The sequence below is a fragment of the Hydrogenophaga intermedia genome, from assembly GCF_000723405.1.
Taxonomy (GTDB): Bacteria; Pseudomonadota; Gammaproteobacteria; order Burkholderiales; family Burkholderiaceae_C; genus Hydrogenophaga; species Hydrogenophaga intermedia.
This window is the reverse complement of sequence record NZ_CCAE010000006.1, coordinates 118,543-139,768: the sequence shown is the minus strand read 5'-3', so window position 1 is coordinate 139,768 and position 21,226 is coordinate 118,543. Positions and strand designations below refer to the sequence as shown.

Genomic DNA, 21,226 nt, shown 5'->3' with positions numbered 1-21,226 from the left:
GCCTTGTGTGCTTTCAGAGCACACCCGGAATGGCCGCTTCGCGACCTTTCCGAGTGTTTTGATGAAACACCGATAAGCAGACTCTGGTGAGTCTTCTTATCAGTGTTTTCTGACCCCGACTGCAGAAGACCACTTGGTTCGGGCCCGCGTGCAACGCGCGGGCCGTCCGCCATCGGTTGGTAGAGGCCAGCCACCAAGCTCGTCAGCGCAGCGCGCCGCTGACCGACAGTCGCCAAGACCTCAAGCCCGGAGATCTCATGGCATCGAAGTACTCATACACCGAACGCAAGCGCATCCGAAAAAGTTTCGGCACGCGCGAGAACGTGCTCACCATCCCCTATCTGCTGCAGATGCAGAAGGACGCCTACACCGCCTTCTTGCAGGCCGATGTGCTGCCCAGGCAGCGCACCGAAGAGGGCCTGCAGGCCGCCTTTACTGCCGCGTTCCCGATCGTCTCGCACAATGGCTTCGTCGAGATGAAGTTCGTGGAGTACAACCTGGCCAAGCCAGCGTTCGACGTGCGCGAATGCCAGACGCGCGGCTTGACCTTTGCGTCCGCCGTGCGCGCCCGCGTGCAACTCATCATCTACGACCGCGAGTCCTCCACGCCGCAGTCCAAGGTGGTCAAGGAAGTGAAGGAGCAAGAGGTCTACATGGGCGAAGTGCCGCTCATGACCGACAAGGGCTCGTTCATCATCAACGGCACCGAGCGCGTGATCGTCTCGCAGCTTCACCGCTCGCCGGGTGTTTTCTTCGAACATGACAAGGGCAAGACGCACAGCTCGGGCAAGCTGCTGTTCTCGGCCCGCATCATTCCCTACCGCGGCTCGTGGCTTGATTTCGAGTTTGACCCGAAGGACGTGCTGTTCTTCCGCGTCGACCGCCGCCGCAAGATGCCGGTGACCATCCTGCTCAAGGCCATCGGCCTGACGCCGGAAACGATTCTGGCGAACTTCTTCGTCAACGACCACTTCCGCATCATGGACAGCGGCGCGCAGATGGCCTTCGTGCCTGAGCGCCTGCGCGGGGAAGTGGCGCGCTTCGACATCACCGACAAATCGGGCAAGGTGGTGGTAGCCAAGGACAAGCGCATCACCGCGCGCCACACGCGCGAGATGGAGCAGTCGGGCACCACCCACGTGAGCGTGCCGGAGGACTTCCTCATTGGCCGCGTGGTGGCCAAGAACATCGTTGACCCGGACAGCGGCGAGATCATCGCCAAGGCCAACGAGGAGATCACCGAGGCGCTGCTCAAGAAGCTGCGCGCCGCGTCGATCCAGGAGCTGGCCTGCATCTACACCAACGAACTCGACCAGGGTGCTTACATCAGCCAGACCCTGCGCATCGACGAGACCGCCGATGAGTTCGCCGCGCGCGTGGCCATCTACCGCATGATGCGCCCTGGTGAGCCGCCGACCGAGGACGCAGTGCAGGCCCTGTTCCATCGCCTGTTCTACAACCCGGACACGTACGACCTTTCGCGCGTGGGCCGAATGAAGTTCAACGCTCGCGTCGGCCGCAACGAGGCCACCGGCCCCATGGTGTTCTCCAACGACGACATCCTGGCCGTGGTGAAGATCCTCGTGGACCTGCGCAACGGCCGCGGTGAAGTCGACGACATCGATCACCTGGGCAACCGCCGCGTGCGCTGCGTGGGCGAACTCGCCGAGAACCAGTACCGCACCGGTCTCGCGCGCATCGAGAAGGCCGTGAAGGAGCGCCTGGGCCAGGCCGAGCAAGAGCCGCTGATGCCGCACGACCTGATCAACTCCAAGCCGATTTCCGCGGCCCTCAAGGAGTTCTTCGGTGCGTCGCAGCTCTCGCAGTTCATGGACCAGACCAACCCGTTGGCCGAGATCACGCACAAGCGCCGCGTCTCGGCCCTGGGCCCGGGCGGTCTGACGCGCGAGCGCGCCGGCTTCGAGGTGCGCGACGTGCACGTCACGCACTACGGCCGCGTCTGCCCGATCGAAACGCCGGAAGGCCCGAACATCGGTCTGATCAACTCGCTGGCCCTGTACGCCCGTCTCAACGAGTACGGCTTCATCGAGACGCCGTACCGCCGCGTGAGCGACGGCAAGGTCACGAACCAGATCGACTACCTGTCCGCTATCGAGGAAGGCAAGTACGTCATCGCCCAGGCCAACGCCGCGCTCGACAAGGACGGCAAGCTGGTCGGTGAGCTGGTTTCGGCGCGTGAGAAGGGCGAATCCATCCTGACCGGTCCCGACACCATCCAGTACATGGACGTGTCGCCGGCGCAGATCGTCTCGGTGGCCGCTTCGCTCGTGCCATTCCTGGAGCACGACGATGCCAACCGCGCGCTGATGGGCGCCAACATGTCGCGCCAGGCCGTGCCCGTGCTGCGCCCCGAGAAGCCCTTCGTGGGCACCGGTATCGAGCGCGTCGCCGCGATCGACTCGGGCACGGTCGTGACCGCCAACCGCGGCGGCGTGGTCGACTACGTCGATGCCACCCGCATCGTGATCCGCGTCAACGACGAGGAGGCGGTGGCCGGTGAAGTGGGTGTGGACATCTACAACCTCATCAAGTACCAGCGCTCCAACCAGAACACCAACATCCACCAGCGCCCCATCGTCAAGAAGGGCGACAAGCTGGCCAAGGGTGACGTGATCGCGGACGGCGCGTCCACCGACCTCGGCGAGATCTCGATCGGCCAGAACATGCTGATCGCCTTCATGCCCTGGAACGGCTACAACTTCGAGGACTCCATCCTCATCAGCGAACGCGTGGTGGCCGACGACCGCTACACCAGCATCCACATCGAGGAGCTGGTGGTGATGGCGCGCGACACCAAGCTCGGTGCCGAGGAAATCACCCGCGACATCCCGAACCTGGCCGAGCAGCAACTCAACCGCCTCGACGAGTCCGGCATCATCTACGTGGGTGCCGAGGTGCTGCCCGGCGACGTGCTGGTCGGCAAGGTCACGCCCAAGGGCGAGACCACGCTCACGCCCGAAGAGAAGCTGCTGCGCGCCATCTTCGGCGAGAAGGCTTCCGACGTGAAGGACACCTCGCTGCGTGTCGAACAGGGCTCGCAGGGCACTGTGATCGACGTGCAGGTCTTCACCCGCGAAGGCATCCAGCGCGACAAGCGCGCCCAGCAAATCATCGACGATGAACTGAAGCGCTTCCGCCTCGACCTGAACGACCAGCTGCGCATCGTTGAGGCCGACGCTTTCGACCGCATCGAGAAGCTGATCACGGGCAAGGTCGCCAACGGCGGCCCGAAGAAGCTCGCCAAGGGCACGACCATCGACAAGGCCTACCTGGCCGATGTCGAGAAGTACCACTGGTTCGACATCCGCCCGGCGGACGACAACGTGGCCGCCCAGCTCGAATCGATCAAGAACTCGATGGAGCAGACGCGCCACAGCTTCGACCTCGCCTTCGAAGAGAAGCGCAAGAAGCTCACCCAGGGCGACGAGCTGCCCGCGGGCGTGCTCAAGATGGTCAAGGTCTACCTGGCCGTCAAGCGCCGCCTTCAGCCCGGTGACAAGATGGCCGGCCGCCACGGCAACAAGGGCGTGGTCTCCAAGATCGTGCCCGTGGAAGACATGCCGCACATGGCCGACGGCACCCCCGCCGACGTGGTGCTCAACCCGCTGGGCGTGCCCTCGCGCATGAACGTGGGTCAGGTGCTGGAAGTGCACCTGGGTTGGGCCGCCAAGGGCCTGGGCCAGCGCATCGGTGACATGCTGCAGCGCGAAGCCAAGGTCGCCGAGGTGCGCCAGTACCTCGAGACCATCTTCAACCAGGCGGGCAAGAAAGAGGACTTCGCCGCCATGTCCGACACCGAGGTGCTGGAGATGGCCGAAAACCTGCAGCACGGCGTGCCCTTCGCGTCGCCCGTGTTCGACGGCGCCTCGGAAGACGAGATCCGCGCGATGCTCAAGCTGGCTTACCCGGACGACATCGCCGCCCTCAAAGGCCTGACCGAGACGCGCACCCAGGCGCAGCTCTACGACGGCCGCACCGGCGATGCTTTCGAGCGCAAGACCACCGTGGGCTACATGCACTTCCTGAAGCTGCACCACCTGGTCGACGACAAGATGCACGCCCGCTCCACCGGCCCGTACTCGCTCGTCACTCAGCAGCCGCTGGGCGGCAAGGCGCAGTTCGGTGGCCAGCGTTTCGGCGAGATGGAGGTGTGGGCGCTGGAAGCCTACGGCGCCTCCTACATCCTGCAGGAAATGCTCACCGTCAAATCCGACGATGTTCAGGGCCGCACCAAGGTGTACGAGTCCATCGTCAAGGGCGAGCACACCATCGACGCGGGCATGCCCGAGTCGTTCAACGTGCTGGTCAAAGAGATCCGCTCGCTCGGCATCGACATCGAACTCGAGCGTTCGTGATCCACAGAAGTAAAGGAAAGCTCACATGAAATCCTTGCTCGACCTGTTCAAGCAGTTCACGCCCGACGAGCATTTCGATGCCATCCGCATCGGCCTGGCATCGCCGGAAAAAATCCGCTCGTGGTCTTTCGGTGAAGTGAAGAAGCCCGAGACCATCAACTACCGCACCTTCAAGCCGGAACGCGACGGCCTGTTCTGCGCCAAGATCTTCGGCCCCATCAAAGACTATGAGTGCCTGTGCGGCAAGTACAAGCGCCTGAAGCACCGTGGGGTGATCTGCGAGAAGTGCGGCGTCGAAGTGACCCAGACCAAGGTGCGCCGCGAGCGCATGGGCCACATTGACCTGGCCGCGCCCTGCGCGCACATCTGGTTCCTGAAGTCGCTGCCGTCGCGTCTGGGCCTGGTGCTCGACATGACGCTGCGCGACATTGAACGCGTGCTGTACTTCGAAGCGTACGTGGTGACCGACCCCGGCATGACCCCGCTGAAGAAGTTCGGCATCATGTCCGAGGACGACTACGACGCCAAGCGCAAGGAATACGGTGACGAGTTCGTCGCCAAGATGGGCGCCGAGGGCATCAAGGAGCTGCTCGAAGCCATCGATCTCGATGTCGAGATCGAGAAGCTGCGCAATGACCTGACCGGCTCGGAACTCAAGATCAAGAAGAACGCCAAGCGCCTGAAGGTCATCGAGGCCTTCAAGCGCTCGGGCATCAAGCCCGAGTGGATGGTGCTCGACGTGCTGCCCGTGCTGCCGCCGGACCTGCGTCCGCTGGTGCCGCTGGACGGTGGCCGCTTCGCGACCTCGGACCTGAACGACCTGTACCGCCGCGTCATCAACCGCAACAGCCGCCTGAAGCGCCTGCTGGAGTTGAAGGCGCCCGAGATCATCGCGCGCAACGAGAAGCGCATGCTGCAAGAAGCCGTGGACAGCCTGCTGGACAACGGCCGCCGCGGCAAGGCCATGACGGGCGCCAACAAGCGCGCGCTCAAGTCCCTGGCCGACATGATCAAGGGCAAGAGCGGTCGCTTCCGCCAGAACCTGCTGGGCAAGCGCGTCGACTACTCGGGCCGTTCGGTCATCGTGGTGGGCCCCACGCTCAAGCTGCACCAGTGCGGCCTGCCCAAGCTGATGGCGCTGGAACTGTTCAAGCCCTTCATCTTCTCGCGCCTGGAAGCCATGGGCATCGCGACCACCATCAAGGCCGCCAAGAAGGAAGTGGAAGCCGGCACCCCCGTGGTGTGGGACATCCTCGAAGAGGTCATCAAGGAGCACCCGGTTCTGCTGAACCGCGCGCCCACGCTGCACCGCCTGGGCATCCAGGCCTTCGAGCCCATTCTGATCGAAGGCAAGGCCATCCAGCTGCACCCGTTGGTCTGCGCGGCCTTCAACGCCGACTTCGACGGTGACCAGATGGCCGTGCACGTGCCGCTGTCGGTGGAAGCGCAACTGGAAGCCCGCACGCTGATGCTGGCCTCCAACAACGTGCTGTTCCCCGCCAACGGCGAGCCCTCCATCGTGCCCTCGCAGGACGTGGTGCTGGGCCTGTACTACGCCACGCGCGAGAAGATCAACGGCAAGGGCGAAGGCATGATCTTCGCCGACTTGCCCGAGTTGCAGCGCGCGCTGGACAACGGCGTGGTGGAACTCACCGCGCGCGTGAGCGTGCGCCTGATCGAGTGGACCAGGGACAAGGTCAGCGGCGAGTTCGTCGCCGGCCTCAAGCTGGTGGACACCACCGTCGGCCGCGCCCTGCTGTCGGAGATCCTGCCCAAGGGCCTGCCCTTCTCGGTGCTCGACAAGCCGCTGAAGAAGAAGGAAATCTCGCGCCTCATCAACGCGAGCTTCCGCAAGTGCGGCCTGAAGGAAACCGTGGTCTTCGCCGACAAGCTGCTGCAGAACGGCTTCCGCCTCGCCACCCGCGCGGGCATCTCGATCGCTGTGGACGACATGCTGGTGCCGAAGGAGAAGAGCGGCATCATCGAACGTGCCGAATCCGAGGTGAAAGAGATCGCCCAGCAGTACGCCTCCGGTCTCGTGACCGCTGGCGAGCGCTACAACAAAGTGGTGGACATCTGGGGCAAGGCCGGCGACGAAATCTCCAAGGTCATGATGGCCCAGCTGGCCAAGCAGAAGACCACGGACCGCAGCGGCAAGGAAGTGGACCAGGAGTCGTTCAACTCCATCTACATGATGGCCGACTCCGGCGCCCGCGGTTCCGCGGCGCAGATCCGCCAGCTCGCCGGCATGCGCGGCCTGATGGCCAAGCCCGACGGCTCCATCATCGAGACCCCCATCACGGCGAACTTCCGTGAAGGCCTCAACGTGCTGCAGTACTTCATCTCGACACACGGCGCCCGCAAGGGCCTGGCCGACACGGCGCTGAAGACCGCGAACTCGGGCTACCTGACGCGCCGCCTGGTGGACGTGACGCAGGACCTGGTGGTCACCCACCAGGATTGCGGCACCTCCAACGGCACGCTGATGCGCGCCATTGTCGAAGGCGGTGAGGTGATCGAGTCGCTGCGCGACCGCATCCTGGGTCGCACCACGGCCGAGGAAGTGATCCACCCCGAGACGCGCGCCGTGCTGGTGCAGCCGGGCGAAATGCTCGACGAGGACACGCTCGACATGCTCGAGGCCGCTGGCGTCGACGAAGTCAAGGTGCGCACTGCGCTGACCTGCGAAACCCGCTACGGCCTGTGCGCCAAGTGCTACGGCCGCGACCTCGGCCGCGGTGGCCTGGTCAACATCGGCGAGGCGGTGGGCGTGATCGCCGCGCAGTCCATCGGCGAACCCGGCACGCAGCTGACGATGCGCACCTTCCACATCGGTGGTGCGGCGTCGCGTGCGGCCGTTGCCTCCAGCGTGGAAGCCAAGTCCAGCGGCGTGATCGGCTTCAACGCCACCATGCGCTACGTGACCAACTCCAAGGGCGAGCTGGTGGTGATCGCGCGTTCGGGCGAGATCATCATCCAGGACGAGCATGGCCGCGAGCGCGAGCGCCACAAGGTGCCGTATGGCGCCACGCTGACCGTCAAGCCGGACCAGACCATCAAGGCCGGCACCATCCTGGCCAACTGGGACCCGCTGACCCGACCCATCATCACGGAATTCGCCGGTACGGTGAAGTTCGAGAACGTGGAAGAGGGCCTCACGGTCGCCAAGCAGGTCGACGACGTGACCGGTCTGTCCACGCTGGTGGTGATCGATCCCAAGCGCCGCGGCGCCACGAAAGTGGTGCGTCCGCAGGTCAAGCTGATCGACGCTTCCGGCAGCGAGGTGAAGATCCCCGGCACCGACCACGCCGTGACCATCGGCTTCCAGGTCGGTGCGCTGATCCAGGTGCGCGACGGCCAGGACGTGGGCCCCGGCGAGGTGCTGGCCCGCATCCCGGTGGAAGGCCAGAAGACCCGCGACATCACGGGTGGTCTGCCGCGCGTGGCCGAGCTGTTCGAGGCGCGCTCGCCCAAGGACGCCGGCATCCTCGCCGAGATGACCGGCACCGTGTCCTTCGGCAAGGAGACCAAGGGCAAGATCCGCCTGCAGATCACCGACCCCGAGGGCAAGGTCTGGGAAGAGCTCATCCCGAAAGAGAAGAACATCCTGGTGCACGAAGGCCAGGTGGTCAACAAGGGCGAGAGCATCGTCGACGGCCCGGCCGACCCGCAGGACATCCTGCGCCTGCTGGGCATGGAGGAGCTCGCGCGCTACATCGTCGATGAGGTGCAGGACGTTTACCGACTGCAGGGTGTGAAGATCAACGACAAGCACATCGAGGTGATCGTTCGCCAGATGCTGCGCCGCGTCGTGGTCGAGAACCCGGGCGATTCGTCCTACATCGGCGGCGAGCAGGTCGAGCGTTCGGAGATCCTCAACACCAACGACGCCCTGCGCGCCGACGGCAAGATCCCCGCGACCTTCAGCAACATCCTGCTGGGTATCACCAAGGCTTCGCTGTCCACCGACTCGTTCATCTCTGCGGCCTCCTTCCAGGAGACCACGCGCGTGCTGACCGAAGCGGCCATCATGGGCAAGCGCGATGAGCTGCGTGGCCTGAAGGAGAACGTCATCGTCGGCCGCCTGATCCCCGCGGGTACCGGCATGGCCTATCACGAGGCGCGCAAGGTCAAGGAGAAGATGGACGACGAAGAGCGCCGTGCCATCGCCGAGGCCGACGCCCTGTCGCTGGCGGCCGACCAGGCCGATGCGGCGGCTGGCGAGTCCGCCGAGTAAGCGGCCGACGCCCGTCACCGCCCACAAGCCCCCGGTCGAAAGGCCGGGGGCTTTTTCTTTTGTCGGCGATATTCCGCGCGCTATAGTCCCCCGCCCGCGAGCTGCGGGAGCGATGAGGAGTGAACACAATGAGCGTTCTTCAATGGGTGCTGCTGCTGGCGGCGCTGGTGGTCTTCTTCTGGGCGGTCGGTGCCTACAACCGGCTCGTGCGCTTGCGCAACGGCATCGCCAACGCGTTCGGGCAAATCGACGTGCAGCTCAAGCGCCGGCACGACCTGATCCCCAACCTCGTGGAGGTCGCCCGCAAGTACCTCGAACATGAATCGCAGACGCTGGAGGCGGTGATCGCTGCGCGCAACCAGGCGCGCAGCGCCGAGCAGGCGGCGTCCGGCGCACCGCTCAACCCCGCGCTCATCAGCACGCTCTCGGGCGCCGAACAGATGCTGGGTGGTGCGCTGGGGCGCCTGATGGCCGTGGTGGAGGACTACCCCGAGCTCAAGGCCGACCAGAACATGCGCGAACTGAGTGAGGAGCTCTCGAGCACCGAGAACCGCATCGGCTTCGCGCGCCAGGCCTACAACGATCAGGCGAACGACTACAACGACGCCGCGCAGCAGTTCCCTACGCTCATCGTCGCGCGGCTGTTCAACTTCCAGCCGCAGTCCATGCTGGAGGCGACCACCAGCGAGGCCGAGCGCCAGCCGGTCAAGGTCCAGTTCTGAGTCACCGCACCGGAACAGGCCGCGCATGCGTTTTGCCGAATCCCAGCGAGAGGCCCGCGCGCAGAGCCGGTGGCTGGTGGTGGTCTTCGGCTTCGCGGTCGTGCTGCTGGTGCTCGCCGTCAACGCGGCCGTGGCCCTGGGCTGGGTCCTCACGGGGCCGATCTGGCTGCCAGGCGAGATCTACTTTCCGCGGCACTTTTGGGCTGTGAACACCGGCGTGACCCTGCTCTTCGTGCTCGGCGGTTGGTGGGTGGAGACCTCGCAGCTCGAGCACCAGGGCGGCGTGCGCCTGGCCCAGCGCATGGGCGCGCGGGCGGCCCAACCCTCGGGGCAACTCGACGAGCAGCGCTTCGTCAACATCGTCGATGAACTGGCCATTGCCTCCGGCTTGCCGCGCCCCACCGCCATGGTGGTCGCGCGCGACCAGTCCATCAACGCCTTCGCCACCGGCTGGGACACCGACGACGCGGTCGTGGCCGTCACGCGCGGCGCGCTCGACCACCTCACGCGCGAGGAGTTGCAGGGCCTGGTGGCGCACGAGCTGAGCCACATCGGCGAAGGCGACACGCGCCTGAACCTGCGGCTGGCGGGCATGGTGTTCGGCCTGGAGATGATTTACCGCCTCGGCCAGCGTCTCATGGAGCCGGGCGAGCGGGGCGGGCGCCTCGTGTGGTTCGTGATCGGCGTCTTCCTCATGGCGGTGGGCTGGCTTGGCTGGCTCGCCGGGCACGCGCTGCAGGCGGCCGTCTCGCGCCAGCGCGAGTTCCTGGCCGACGCGCGCGCGGTGCAATGGACGCGCAGCCGCGACGGCCTGGGCGGCGTGCTGCGCAAGGTCATGACGCAGCAGCGGGAGCGCTTGAGCACGAATGCCATCGGCTCGCCGCTGCAGCACCTGCTGCTGGTGGGCAACGAGGCCGGCCGCCTCGCGCACTGGCTCGATTCGCATCCGCCTCTCGCCGAGCGCGTGCGCCGCATCTATGGGCGCACCATGGGGCCGCTGCCGCTCGCGAAGCCGGCTACAGCCGTGGGCGATCCGACGGTGATTCACGCATGAGCCTTGCCCAGGCGCCCGCGCTCAGCGAACAACTCGCGTACGTGGCCGCGGCCGTGCTCGCCGTGCGCCAGGGCCGCTCGCTCGGCGACGCGCTTGCAACCGTACCAGCGCCCCTGCGCGCCGGTGTCCAGGCGCTGGCGTTCCACACCTTGCGCCGGCTCGGCACCTGCGAAGCGCTCGTCACTCGCCTGGCCGAGCGCGCGCCGCCACCCCCCTTGCGCGCGCTCATGAGCGCGGCTCTCGCCCTGCTCGTCGCGCCCGACACCCCGGGCGCGATTTACCCGGCGCACACCGTGGTGGACCAGGCCGTGCAGGCCGCCCGGTCCGACCGGCGCTGGCAGCGCCAGGCTGGCTTCCTCAACGCCTGCCTGCGCCGCTACCTGCGCGAAGCCGATGCGCTGGAGGCACAGGTGTCGGGCGACCCGCTTGCACAGTGGAATCACCCGCTGTGGTGGATCGAGCGGCTTCGGCGAGATCACCCCGAGCGTTGGGAAGCCATCCTGCAAGCCAACAACCGGCCCGGGCCCATGACGCTGCGGGTCAACCGCCGCCGCACCGACCGCGAGGCCCTGGCCCAAGCCCTGGCGGCCCAGGGCGTGGCCAGCCACCCCGTGGGCGACGACGGGCTGGAGTTGGCGCGCCCTCTGCCAGTCGAGCAGATCCCGGGATTTGCCGACGGAAGCTGCTCGGTGCAGGACGAAGCTGCCCAGATGGCGGCACCGCTGATGCTCGACGGCCTGCCGGGTGCCACCCGCCCGCGCCTGCTCGACGCCTGCGCCGCCCCCGGCGGCAAGACCGCGCACCTGCTCGAACGGGTCGACGCCGACCTGCTCGCGCTCGATGTCGACGCCCAGCGCTGCACCCGCATTGCCGACAACCTGCACCGTCTGCGCCTGGCCGCCGAGGTGCGTTGCGCCGACGCCGCCCGCCCCGCCGACTGGTGGGACGGCCGACCCTTCGACGCCATCCTGCTCGATGCCCCCTGCACCGCCTCGGGCATCGTGCGCCGCCACCCCGACGTGCGCTGGCTGCGCCGCGACAGCGACGTGGACGCCCTGGCGCGCACTCAGCGGGCCTTGCTCGATGCCCTGTGGCCGCTGGTGCGCCCGGGCGGGCGGCTGGTCTACGCCACCTGTTCCGTGTTCCGCGCCGAAGGCAGCGACCAGGCCGCGGCGTTTCTTCAGCGCCACACCGATGCCCGGACAGCCCCCGCGCCGGGCCATCTGTTTCCCGGTACACCCGGGGGTGCTGGGCAGTTCAACGACAATCGTCCGGGTGGACCGGACGGCTTTTTCTACGCACGCTTCGACAAGGCCAGCGGCGGCTGATCGGGTCCAGCGCAGGCTTCGTGCCCGCCAGTGGGCCTGCTGGGGCCTGCTCATCCTCGCCAGCCTCACGCTGATCCTGGCCTGGGCCCAGCCGCCCCAGGTGCAACAACTCGCCTTGCAGCGCACACCCGACGGCCTGTACATGAGCGCTCGCTTCGACGTGGAGCCTCATGGCACCGTGCAGGACGCCTTGTTCAAAGGCGTGCCCCTCTATTTCGTCTGGCAAGCCGACGTGCTGCGCGAGCGCTGGTACTGGACGAACAAGCGCGTGGCTGGCGCCACCCGCACCCTGCGGCTGGCCTACCAGCCGCTTACCCGCCGCTGGCGCGTCAGCATCTCCACCGAACAGGGGGGGGGCACCGGCAGCGGCGCCGGTCTTCCCTACGCGCTGCACCAGAACCACGACACGCTGGAAGAGGCGCTCGCCGCCGTCGGCCGTGTGTCGCGCTGGCGGCTGGCCGACGCCGCCCAGCTTGAACCCGAGGCCTCCCACGTGGTGGAATTCGGCTTCCGCCTCGACCTGAGCCTGCTGCCGCGGCCCTTCCAGATCGGTCTGGGCAACCAGGCCGAGTGGTCCATGGCCCTGGAACGTGAACTGGCCGTGCCCGAAGCCGCCACGCCCGAGGCCCCCGCGCCCGCCGAGCCACGCGCCACCCACCCGGCGGCAGAGGCCAAGGCCGTGGAACCTCCCGCCGCTGCCGAGACGCCGGCCCGCTGAGTCCCCGCTTCGTGCTTCCTTCGCAGGCCTTTCGTGCCGTGAACCCGCTGAACCCGCACCACCCGCGCAAACCCGCCGCCACCCGTTGGGCGGTGGTCGCCGGCCTGATCTTCATGACCGGCCTGGGCATGGTGTTGCTGTTTCTGCTCACCCTGGCCACGCGCAACAGCGCCTTCTACGAGCGCAACTTCGAGTTGCTCGTGGGCATCAACGTGGCCGCCGCCGTGGGCCTGGGTCTGGTCATCCTGTGGTTGGGTGTGCGCCTGTTCATGCGCCTCAAGCGCGGCAAGTTCGGCAGCCAGCTGCTGGTCAAGCTCGCGGCCATCATCGGCCTCGTGGGCATCCTGCCGGGCCTGCTCATCTACACAGTCTCCTACCAGTTCGTCTCGCGCTCCATCGAAAGCTGGTTCGACGTGCGCGTGGAGTCAGCGCTCAACGCCGGCCTCAACCTGGGCCGTACCACGCTCGACACCCTCATGGCCGACGTGTCCAACAAGACCCGCCTGGCCGCTGACGGCCTGGCCCGCCAGAGCAACAGCGGTGCCGTGCTCTCGCTCGACCGGGTGCGCGAGCAGATCGATGCGCTCGACGTGGTGCTCTTCGGCGCTACCGGCCAGCCCCTGGGCAGCTCGGGCAGCTCACGCTTCGACCTCGCGCCCGAGCGCCCCAGCGCCGCCACGCTGCGCAACGTGCGCGCCAACCGCGTGCTCGCGCAGATCGAGGGCCTGGAAGAAGGCGAGGGCGGCGACCTGCACGCCGCGCTGGCCGCCGGCCAGGCGCGCATCAAGGTGCTGGCCCTCGTCAACCCGCCCAGCTTCGCCGTCAACGCCGAGCCGCGCTACCTGCAGGTGTCCTCGCCGCTGCCCTCGGCGCTGATCGTCGATGCGCTTGCCGTGCAGGTGGCCAACCGCGAGTACCAGGAGCGTGCGCTGGCGCGCGACGGCCTGCGCCGCATGTACATCGGCACGCTCACGCTGGCGCTGTTCCTCGCGGTGTTCGGCGCTGTGCTGCTCGCGGTGCTGCTGGGCAACCAGCTCATCCGCCCGCTCATCGTGCTGGCCGAGGGCATGCGCGAGGTGGCGGCCGGCAACCTCGCGCCCAAGGCCGCGCTGCCCTCGCGCGACGAACTCGCCGGCCTCACGCGCACCTTCGCGCTCATGACGCAGGACCTGTCCGAGGCGCGCGAGGCCGTTCAGCACAGCATGGAGCAGGTGGACGCCGCGCGCGAAAACCTGCAGACCATCCTGGACAACCTCACCGCCGGCGTGCTGGTGTTCGACGAACAGGGTCGCCTCGTCACGGCCAACCCCGGCGCCGCGCGCATCCTGCACGCCTCGCTGAACGCGCATGTCGGCCAGCCGCTGGACCAGGTCCCCGGCCTGGAGCAGATCGCCGGCGGCGTGCAACAGCAGTTCGAGCGATTCCTCGCCGAGGACTCGCCGCACGAAGGCGGCTACTGGCAGCAGTCCTTCGAGTTGAGCGCGGGCGAGGGCACCACCGCCGAGCAGGGCATTACCCTCATCGCGCGCGGCGCCCTGCTGCCCAACAACGAGCGCCTGCTGGTCTTCGACGACGTGTCCGAGGTCGTCTCCGCCCAGCGCGCCCGCGCCTGGGGCGAGGTCGCGCGCCGCCTCGCGCACGAGATCAAGAACCCGCTCACGCCCATCCAGCTCTCGGCCGAGCGCCTGGCCATGAAGCTCGACGGCAAGCTGCAGCCCGCGGAGCAGGCCCTGCTGGACAAGTCCGTTCGGACCATCGGCGACCAGGTCGAGGCCATGAAGCGCCTCGTCAACGAGTTCCGCGACTACGCCCGCCTGCCAGCGGCCCAGCTCGCGCCCCTGGACCTCAATGCCGCCGTGCGCGACATCATCGGCCTCTATGAGCACGCCGCCGTGCCGGTGCGCTGCGAGCTCGCCGACGACCTGCCCAAGGCGCGCGCCGACGCCCAGCAGGTGCGCCAGCTCATCCACAACCTCGTGCAGAACGCGCAGGACGCCATGGTCGGCATGGCCGGCGCCGAGGTCGTGCTGCGCACGCGCCGTTCGGACAGTGGCCAGTGGGTGCGTCTGGTCGTCATCGACAGCGGCCCCGGTTTCACCGAGCCCATCCTCAAGCGCGCCTTCGAACCCTACGTCACGACCAAGGCCAAAGGCACCGGTCTGGGGCTGGCCGTGGTCAAGAAGATCATGGACGAACACGGCGGCCGGGTGGACCTGAGCAACCGCGTGACGGAAGGGCGCGTCATCGGCGCGCAAGTGTCGTTATCATTCGCAGTTGCAAATTGACAACAGGCACCGAGGGACTCCGCACGCAATGGCAACGATTCTGGTTGTAGACGACGAACTGGGCATACGGGACCTGCTGTCCGAAATCCTCAACGATGAAGGCCACGCCGTCGAACTCGCGGAGAACGCGGCGCAGGCGCGCTCCCTGCGCCAGCAGATGCGCCCCGACCTCGTGTTGCTCGACATCTGGATGCCTGACACCGATGGCGTGACCCTGCTCAAGGAATGGAGCAGCAATGGCCTGCTCACCATGCCGGTCATCATGATGAGCGGCCATGCCACCATCGACACTGCCGTCGAGGCCACGCGCATTGGCGCCACCGCGTTTCTGGAAAAGCCCATCACGTTGGCCAAGCTGCTCAAGGCCGTTGACCAGGGTTTGAACAAGGTGGCACCCAAGGCCTTGGGTGCCCTGGCCCCCGGGTTGATGCCCGCGCGCCTCGTCGGTGCCGAGGTCACTGTCGAAGAGGCGATGACCCACCACCAACTCAACGGCACCAACGTGGTGAACGGCAACGGCCTGATGCCCGCGCTGCCCATCGGCCCACAGGCGCAGCAGACCTTCAACCTCGACAGCCCTCTGCGCGAAGCGCGCGACGATTTCGAGAAGGCCTACTTCGAATACCACCTGGCCAAGGAGTCCGGCTCCATGACCCGCGTGGCCGAGAAGACCGGCCTGGAGCGCACCCACCTCTACCGCAAGCTCAAGCAACTGGGCGTGGACCTCGCTCGCGCCAAGCGCGGCGGCCTGGGCTGAGGCCCCGCCCGAACTGCTATACTCCTGGGCTTCCCAAGGCCCGGTAGCTCAGTTGGTAGAGCAGCGGATTGAAAATCCGCGTGTCGGTGGTTCGATTCCGCCCCAGGCCACCAAGATTCCACGCCCAACCGCTCCGGTTGGGCGTTTTGTTTTCCGGGGCTCCCGCAGAACACCGCCAGATGAACCGCTCCGCGTTGATCGATGGCATCAAGGCCCTGGCCTCGCAGCTCATCGTGCTGCACCACCTGTCCCTCTACGCGCCCATGACCGACTGGATCGCGGCCGCCTGGCCGCGGCTGGTGCAGTTCCTGATCGACGACGGCCGCTATGCGGTGCAGCCCTTTCTCGTTATCGGCGGCTTCCTTACCGCGCAGTCGCTGGCCAAACGCCGCGGGCAGGCGCCAGGGCCACTGATCTGGCAGCGTTACCGGCGCCTGGTGCCGCAGTTCCTGATCGCGCTGACGCTGGTGGTGCTCGCCACCGTGTGGCTGGGGCGCGATCTGGCGCAGGAGGACTGGGTCTCGCCCCTGCCCACGGTGGGTCAGTTCCTCGCGCACCTGTTCTTCCTGCACGACGTGTTGGGCGTCCCCTCCCTGTCGGCCGGTGCCTGGTACGTGGCCATCGACCTGCAGTTGTTCGCCCTGTTCGCCGCGCTGGCCGGCCTCGCGGCGCGTTCTTCGGCGGACCTCGCCCGTTCCCTGGTGCCGCCCATCGTGGCCCTGGCCACCGTCGCCTCCATCGAGGTGTTCAGCCGCCAACCCGCTTTCGATGTGTGGGCGCTCTATTTCCTCTCGGCCTACGGAGTGGGTGCGTTGGCCGGCTGGTCCCGCCGCGGCACGCGGGCGGCGCTGTGCTGGTGGCTGGTCGCCGCGTGGCTGGCGCTGGACTGGCTGCAGGACCCGAGGACCCGCCCCATCCTGGCCCTGGTGACCGCGCTGGCCCTGTACGCGGGCTCGCACATCCACTGGCGCAGCGCGCTGGGTCCCGTGCGCCGCGCGGTGGAGCACCTCAGCGACGTGTCGTACAGCGTCTTCGTCTGCCACTTCGCGGTGATCATCGTGGCCAGCGGCCTGTGGGAGCGCTTCGATCTCGGCGGCCTGGGCCAGGCTTGGTTGTGGACAGCCCTGGCCTGGACCGCGATTGTCGCACTCGGCACGGGCGTGCAGCGCCTGTGTGATCACTGGGTGCCGGTGCTCACGCGTGCCCGGCCCATGGCAAGGGGCGCCTGACGCGACGCGGATCGGGCGTCCGGTCTCCGTTGGCTGCCGCCGCGCTCAGCGCGGCAGGTACATGGTGGCCTCCACCTCCACCAGCACCTCGTCCCCCGGCAGGAAGCGCGACACCTCCACCACCGTGCTCACCGGTGGCTCGTCCGGGTAGAACAGGCCGCGCACGCGGTTGTAGGGCGCGTAGTCGCGCAGCTCGCGGAAGTACTGCACCAGCTTCACCACGTCGGCCATGCGCCCGCCGTGTTCCTCGGCGAGCTGGCGGATGCGGTCCAGCACCAGCCAGCTCTGCGCCACGATGGGCGCCTCGAAGATGTCGACCGACATCTGCCCCGTGTCGTAGCCCAGCGCGCGCAGCGCCTGGCGCGCGGCCTCGGGCAGGTCCTCGTAGCGCCGCACGGCCTCGCGCGTGGCGGGGTTCACCGCCACCACGCCGCTCATGAAGACGAAGTCGCCCACGCGCCGCGCGGCGGCGTAGCGGGCCATGGGTTGGCCGGTGGTCATTTCCTCGCCTCCGTCGTGCCCGGCAGGCCCCAGGCGCGCATCTTTCCGGGGTTGAGCAGGCCCTTGGGGTCCAGCCGCTTCTTCAGGTCGATCACGTTCTGCGGCAGGTCGCCACCGACCTTGCCTTCTTCGATGATGTACGTGTGCGGGTTGTTCACGCGGATGCCGTTGGCGCGGAAGATGGCGATGATCTCGTTCAGCCGTTCCTCGGTGCTGAAGCGCACCAGCGGCAGCGAGGTGCAGGTGGTGAAACCGTCCATGCTGCGCAGGAACTCCACGTGCATCAGCACCTCGTCGCCAAACAGCGAGCAGATGGTGCGCACCTGGTCCAGGTGCTGGCCGGGCGTGAAGGTGGTCTGCAGGTAGGTCAGGCCCTTGTCGAGCTTGAGGGCGTTCAGCGTGGTGTGGTTCCAGCAGTACTCGATGAGCGTGTGGTGCTGGGCCGCCGCTTCGTCGGCGGTGCGGCGGTAGGTCACGCGCCCGCCGTGCGCAGCCACAAGCTGCAGCGCCGCCGCCTCGGAGAACTCCGCCACCAGCAGCAGCGCGGCGTGGCAGCCCTTGGGCAGGTGCTCGGCCAGCGGGCCCATGAGGCCGGGCACGGGGTCGGCCAGCACGGCGATGTTCTTCTTCACGATGCCCGGCGCGTGCGCGAGCGCGTTGCCGAAGTTCAGCGCCGGGTCCATCTCGTCGAAGACCACGATCATCTCCAGCCAGGGGTGGGCTGGCGCCAGGCCCATTTCCACCTCCAGCACGATGCCGTTGGTGCCCCACAGGTGGTGCATCAGCAAGGCCTCGGGCCCGCGCAGCTCCACCACCTGCGGCTCGGCCTCCACGCTCATGGCGCGCACGCCGAGGATGTTGCCGGCCGCGCCGATGGGGCCGTAGTTGATGGAGCCCGCGCCACCGAAACCGCCGCTGAACAGGCCGCCTAGCGAGGCCGTGCGGAAGGTGGACGGGATGCAGCGCAGCTCCCAGCCGCTGGTGCGCGCGGCGGTGTCGAAGTCGCCGAGGCGGATGCCCGCCTGCGCGCGGCCCACGCCGGGGCGCGCCCACAGGAACTGGTTGTAGCCGCTCATGTCCAGCACCACGCCGCCGTGCAGCGGCGTGCACTGTCCGTAGTTGCCGGTGCCGCTGCCGCGCGGCGTGAGCGGCACGCCGTGGCGCGCGCAGGCCGATGCCAGGCGGCCCAGTTCCTCCTCGGTGCGCGGGCGCACGGCAATCTCGCCGCGCTTGCCCAGCAACTGGCGTTTGAGGATCGGGCTGAACCAGGAGAAGTCCTGCGAGAGGCGGCCGACCTTGACCGGGTCGGTGATCCAGTCGAGGTCGGGCAGTTCGGAATGAAGGGTGTCGATGCGGGCGTTCATGGGAAAGTCTTCCGTGGCGTTCAGTCCTGTGCGATCTCGCTCGCGTGCCACGAACCCAGCGCGAGCTTGGTCAACCAGGCCATGAGCACGAACAGGAACACGCCGGCCAGCGAGATGAGCAGCAGCGCGGCGAACATGCGCGGGATGTCGAGCTGGTAGCCGGCCATGAGGATCTGGTAGGCCAGGCCGGTGTTGGTGCCGCCGGTGCCGGCAACAAACTCGGCCACCACCGCGCCGATCAGCGCCAGGCCCGAGGAGATGCGCAGGCCGCCGAAGAAGTAGGGCAGGGCGCTGGGGATGCGCAGGCGCCAGAGCGTCTGCAGGCGCGAGGCGCGGTTCATCTTGAAGTAGGCCTGCAGGTCGGGGTCGACGCTGCGCAAACCCAACGTGGTGTTGGAGATGATGGGGAACAGCGCGACCAGCGTGGCGCAGACCACCAGCGAGGCCGTGGGCTGCTTCACCCAGATGATGATCAGCGGGGCGATGGCCACGATGGGCGTGACCTGCAGCAACACCGCGTAGGGGAACAGCGCGGTCTCGATCAGGCGGCTCTGCACGAACAGGAAGGAAATCAGCACGCCCACCACCACCGCGACGATGAAGGACAGCGCCGTGATCTTCATCGTGATCATCAGCGAGGCGAACAGCGTGGGCCAGTCGCCGACCAGGGTCTGCATCGTCAGCAGTGGCGAGGGGATCAGGTAGGGCGGCAGTTCCATGCCCACCACCAGCGCCTGCCACAGCGCGACCAGCACGACCGCGACCAGTGACGGATAGAGCACGCGCTGCACGCGCGGCTGCGACAGCAAGGGCGTTGGCATCGGCTTCATGCGCGCACCTCCTCGTTGGTCTCGGTGGTGTCGCGGCTGGCGCGGTGCAGGCTGTCCTGCAGGCGCTTCGCGTGGTGGCTGAAGTCGGTGCTGACCATGAACTCCGGCCGGCGCGGGTAGGGCTCGTCGATGTGGAATTCCTCCACGATGCGGCCGGGCCGCGCGGCCATCATCACCACGCGGCTGGAGAGGAACACCGACTCGTGGATCGAGTGCGTCACGAACACCACGGTGAGGTTCTTCTTCTGCCACAGCTCCAGCAGGTCGGCGTCGAGCTTGTGGCGCGTGATCTCGTCGAGCGCGCCGAAGGGCTCGTCCATCAACAGTAGCGTGGGCTCCACCACCAGGCCGCGCGCGATGGACACGCGCATCTGCATGCCGCCCGAGAGCGAGCGCGGCAGCGCCTTGGCGAATTTGGAGAGACCCACCAGCGCGAGCGCGTCGGCCACGCGCGCGTCGGCTTCGGCGCGCGGCACGCGGGCCAGGTCCAGCGGCAGGCGCACGTTGGTGTGCACGCTGGCCCAGGGCATGAGCGTGGGCGCCTGGAACACGAAGGACAGGCGGTGACCCGAGGCCTCGAGTCGGGCCACGTCATCGCCCCACAGCTTCAGGCTGCCGCTCGTGGGCTCGAGCAGGCCGGCGACCATCTTGAGCAGCGTGCTCTTGCCGCAGCCCGAGGGGCCGAGCAGGGTGACGAACTCACCCTCGCGCACCTGCAGGTCCACGGGCTGCAGGGCCACGGTGCCGTTGGGGTAGGTCTTGCGGACTTGCCGGATGTCGATGGCCACGGGGGGCTCGGCGGGGGTCGGGCTCATCAGGGCAGCACCTTGATGTCGCGGATGAGATCGAAGTCGTAGGCCTGGTCGAGCTTGACCTTGCTGGCGTCGATGAGCTCGTTCTCCACCAGGAAGGCGTGCGTCTTCTGCAGTCGCTCGCGCGTGATCACGCCGATGCCCTGCTTCGCGGCGTCGCCGCTGGTGATGATCCCCATCTCCTTGAGCTTGCCCACGCCGTAGGCGAGCTGCTCGTCGGTCATCTTGGGGTTGTCTTTCTTGATGAGCGCGTTGCCGGCCGTGGGGTCGGCCAGGTAGCTCTTCCAGCCTTCGACGCTGGCGCGCACGAAGGCGGCCACGGCCTGGCGGCGCTCCTTCACGGTCTTGTCGATGCAGGAGATGGTGTTGGCGTACGGGGGATAGCCGTGGTCGGCCAGCAGAAAGGTGTTGGCCTTGATGCCCTGCTTCTGGATCGCGAAGGGCTCGGACGAGAGGTAGCCCATCTGCACGATGTTCTTGTCGGCCACGAAGGGCTGGATGTTGTAGGTGTAGGGCCGCACCTGCGAATCGGTGAAGCCGTACTTGCCCTTCAGCCAGGACCAATAGCCGCGCATGGCGGTGGGCGCGATCAGGATGGTCTTGTCCTTCATGTCCTCGAAGGACTTCACGTGCTCGTGCGCGATCAGCACCTGCGGGTCCTTCTGGAAGATCGCGGCGACGGTGACGATGGGCAGGCCGTTGTTGCGCGAGACCATCATCTGCGTGTCGGTGGCGCCCATGATGCAGTCGGTCTGGCCCGCGGCCATGATCTGCAGGATGTTCATCTGCGGCCCGCCCATGCGGATGCTCACGTCCAGCCCGTGCTTCTTGTAGAGGCCGGTGGCCAGCGCCTGGTAGAAGCCGCCGTGTTCGGCCTGCGCGTACCAGTTGGTCATGAAGGTGAACTTCTCTTGCGCGTGCGCGCCGCTGGCGAGGCCCAGCAGGCCGAGGGCGGCGGCGCCGAGCGCGCGGCGCAGGCGGGACGAACGGGGCGGTTGGCGTGAAGACATGGC

General features: G+C 67.4%; 14 protein-coding genes and 1 tRNA gene. 10 read left to right on the top strand and 5 right to left on the bottom strand.

The window, feature by feature from the left end:
* The first annotated feature begins 257 nt into the window (after positions 1-257).
* The 10 genes from rpoB to BN948_RS06235 all read left to right on the top strand — a co-directional run bounded on the left by rpoB (position 258) and on the right by BN948_RS06235 (position 16,706).
* Positions 258-4,376: a DNA-directed RNA polymerase subunit beta gene (rpoB, locus tag BN948_RS06280; RefSeq protein ID WP_035620817.1), complete on the top strand. Its 4,119-nt coding sequence runs from the start codon at positions 258-260 to the stop codon at positions 4,374-4,376.
* A 25-nt stretch (positions 4,377-4,401) separates the two neighbouring features.
* Complete coding sequence (gene rpoC / locus BN948_RS06275) at positions 4,402-8,613, top strand: DNA-directed RNA polymerase subunit beta' (RefSeq protein WP_009516201.1); 4,212 nt, start codon at positions 4,402-4,404, stop codon at positions 8,611-8,613.
* Between the two features lie 128 nt (positions 8,614-8,741).
* Positions 8,742-9,335, top strand: coding sequence for a LemA family protein (locus BN948_RS06270; RefSeq protein ID WP_009516200.1), 594 nt, complete (start codon positions 8,742-8,744; stop codon positions 9,333-9,335).
* 25 nt (positions 9,336-9,360) lie between these two features.
* Positions 9,361-10,389, top strand: a complete 1,029-nt coding sequence (locus BN948_RS06265; RefSeq protein ID WP_009516199.1) for a M48 family metalloprotease — start codon at positions 9,361-9,363, stop codon at positions 10,387-10,389.
* The gene (gene rsmB / locus BN948_RS06260) at positions 10,386-11,717 is read left to right on the top strand and encodes a 16S rRNA (cytosine(967)-C(5))-methyltransferase RsmB (protein WP_009516198.1); all 1,332 of its coding nucleotides are present in this window, start codon (positions 10,386-10,388) and stop codon (positions 11,715-11,717) included. Before BN948_RS06265 ends, rsmB begins: the two co-directional genes overlap by 4 nt.
* On the top strand, positions 11,665-12,435 hold the full coding sequence (locus tag BN948_RS06255; RefSeq protein ID WP_081921887.1) for a DUF4390 domain-containing protein: 771 nt from the start codon (positions 11,665-11,667) through the stop codon (positions 12,433-12,435). The genes rsmB and BN948_RS06255 overlap by 53 nt, the downstream gene beginning before the upstream one ends.
* Before the next feature lie 38 nt (positions 12,436-12,473).
* Complete coding sequence (locus BN948_RS06250; RefSeq protein ID WP_009516195.1) at positions 12,474-14,720, top strand: sensor histidine kinase; 2,247 nt, start codon at positions 12,474-12,476, stop codon at positions 14,718-14,720.
* A 28-nt stretch (positions 14,721-14,748) separates the two neighbouring features.
* On the top strand, positions 14,749-15,477 hold the full coding sequence (locus tag BN948_RS06245) for a response regulator (RefSeq protein ID WP_009516193.1): 729 nt from the start codon (positions 14,749-14,751) through the stop codon (positions 15,475-15,477).
* A 37-nt stretch (positions 15,478-15,514) separates the two neighbouring features.
* A tRNA-Phe gene (locus tag BN948_RS06240) sits at positions 15,515-15,590 on the top strand.
* A 66-nt stretch (positions 15,591-15,656) separates the two neighbouring features.
* A complete protein-coding gene (locus BN948_RS06235; protein ID WP_009516192.1) occupies positions 15,657-16,706 on the top strand; it encodes an acyltransferase family protein in 1,050 nt (349 codons plus the stop codon).
* Between the two features lie 45 nt (positions 16,707-16,751).
* Here BN948_RS06235 and BN948_RS06230 read toward each other — a convergent pair whose 3' ends face one another.
* The 5 genes from BN948_RS06230 to BN948_RS06210 are packed head-to-tail and all read right to left on the bottom strand — an operon-like array spanning position 16,752 to position 21,223.
* The gene (locus BN948_RS06230; protein ID WP_009516190.1) at positions 16,752-17,207 is read right to left on the bottom strand and encodes a RidA family protein; all 456 of its coding nucleotides are present in this window, start codon (positions 17,205-17,207) and stop codon (positions 16,752-16,754) included.
* Positions 17,204-18,571, bottom strand: coding sequence for an FAD-binding oxidoreductase (locus BN948_RS06225; protein WP_009516188.1), 1,368 nt, complete (start codon positions 18,569-18,571; stop codon positions 17,204-17,206). The genes BN948_RS06230 and BN948_RS06225 overlap by 4 nt, the downstream gene beginning before the upstream one ends.
* 20 nt (positions 18,572-18,591) lie before the next feature.
* Complete coding sequence (locus BN948_RS06220) at positions 18,592-19,401, bottom strand: ABC transporter permease (RefSeq protein ID WP_009516186.1); 810 nt, start codon at positions 19,399-19,401, stop codon at positions 18,592-18,594.
* Positions 19,398-20,216, bottom strand: a complete 819-nt coding sequence (locus tag BN948_RS06215) for an ABC transporter ATP-binding protein (protein WP_009516184.1) — start codon at positions 20,214-20,216, stop codon at positions 19,398-19,400. Before BN948_RS06215 ends, BN948_RS06220 begins: the two co-directional genes overlap by 4 nt.
* Complete coding sequence (locus BN948_RS06210) at positions 20,216-21,223, bottom strand: ABC transporter substrate-binding protein (RefSeq protein ID WP_009516182.1); 1,008 nt, start codon at positions 21,221-21,223, stop codon at positions 20,216-20,218. Before BN948_RS06210 ends, BN948_RS06215 begins: the two co-directional genes overlap by 1 nt.
* Positions 21,224-21,226: the final 3 nt, after the last annotated feature.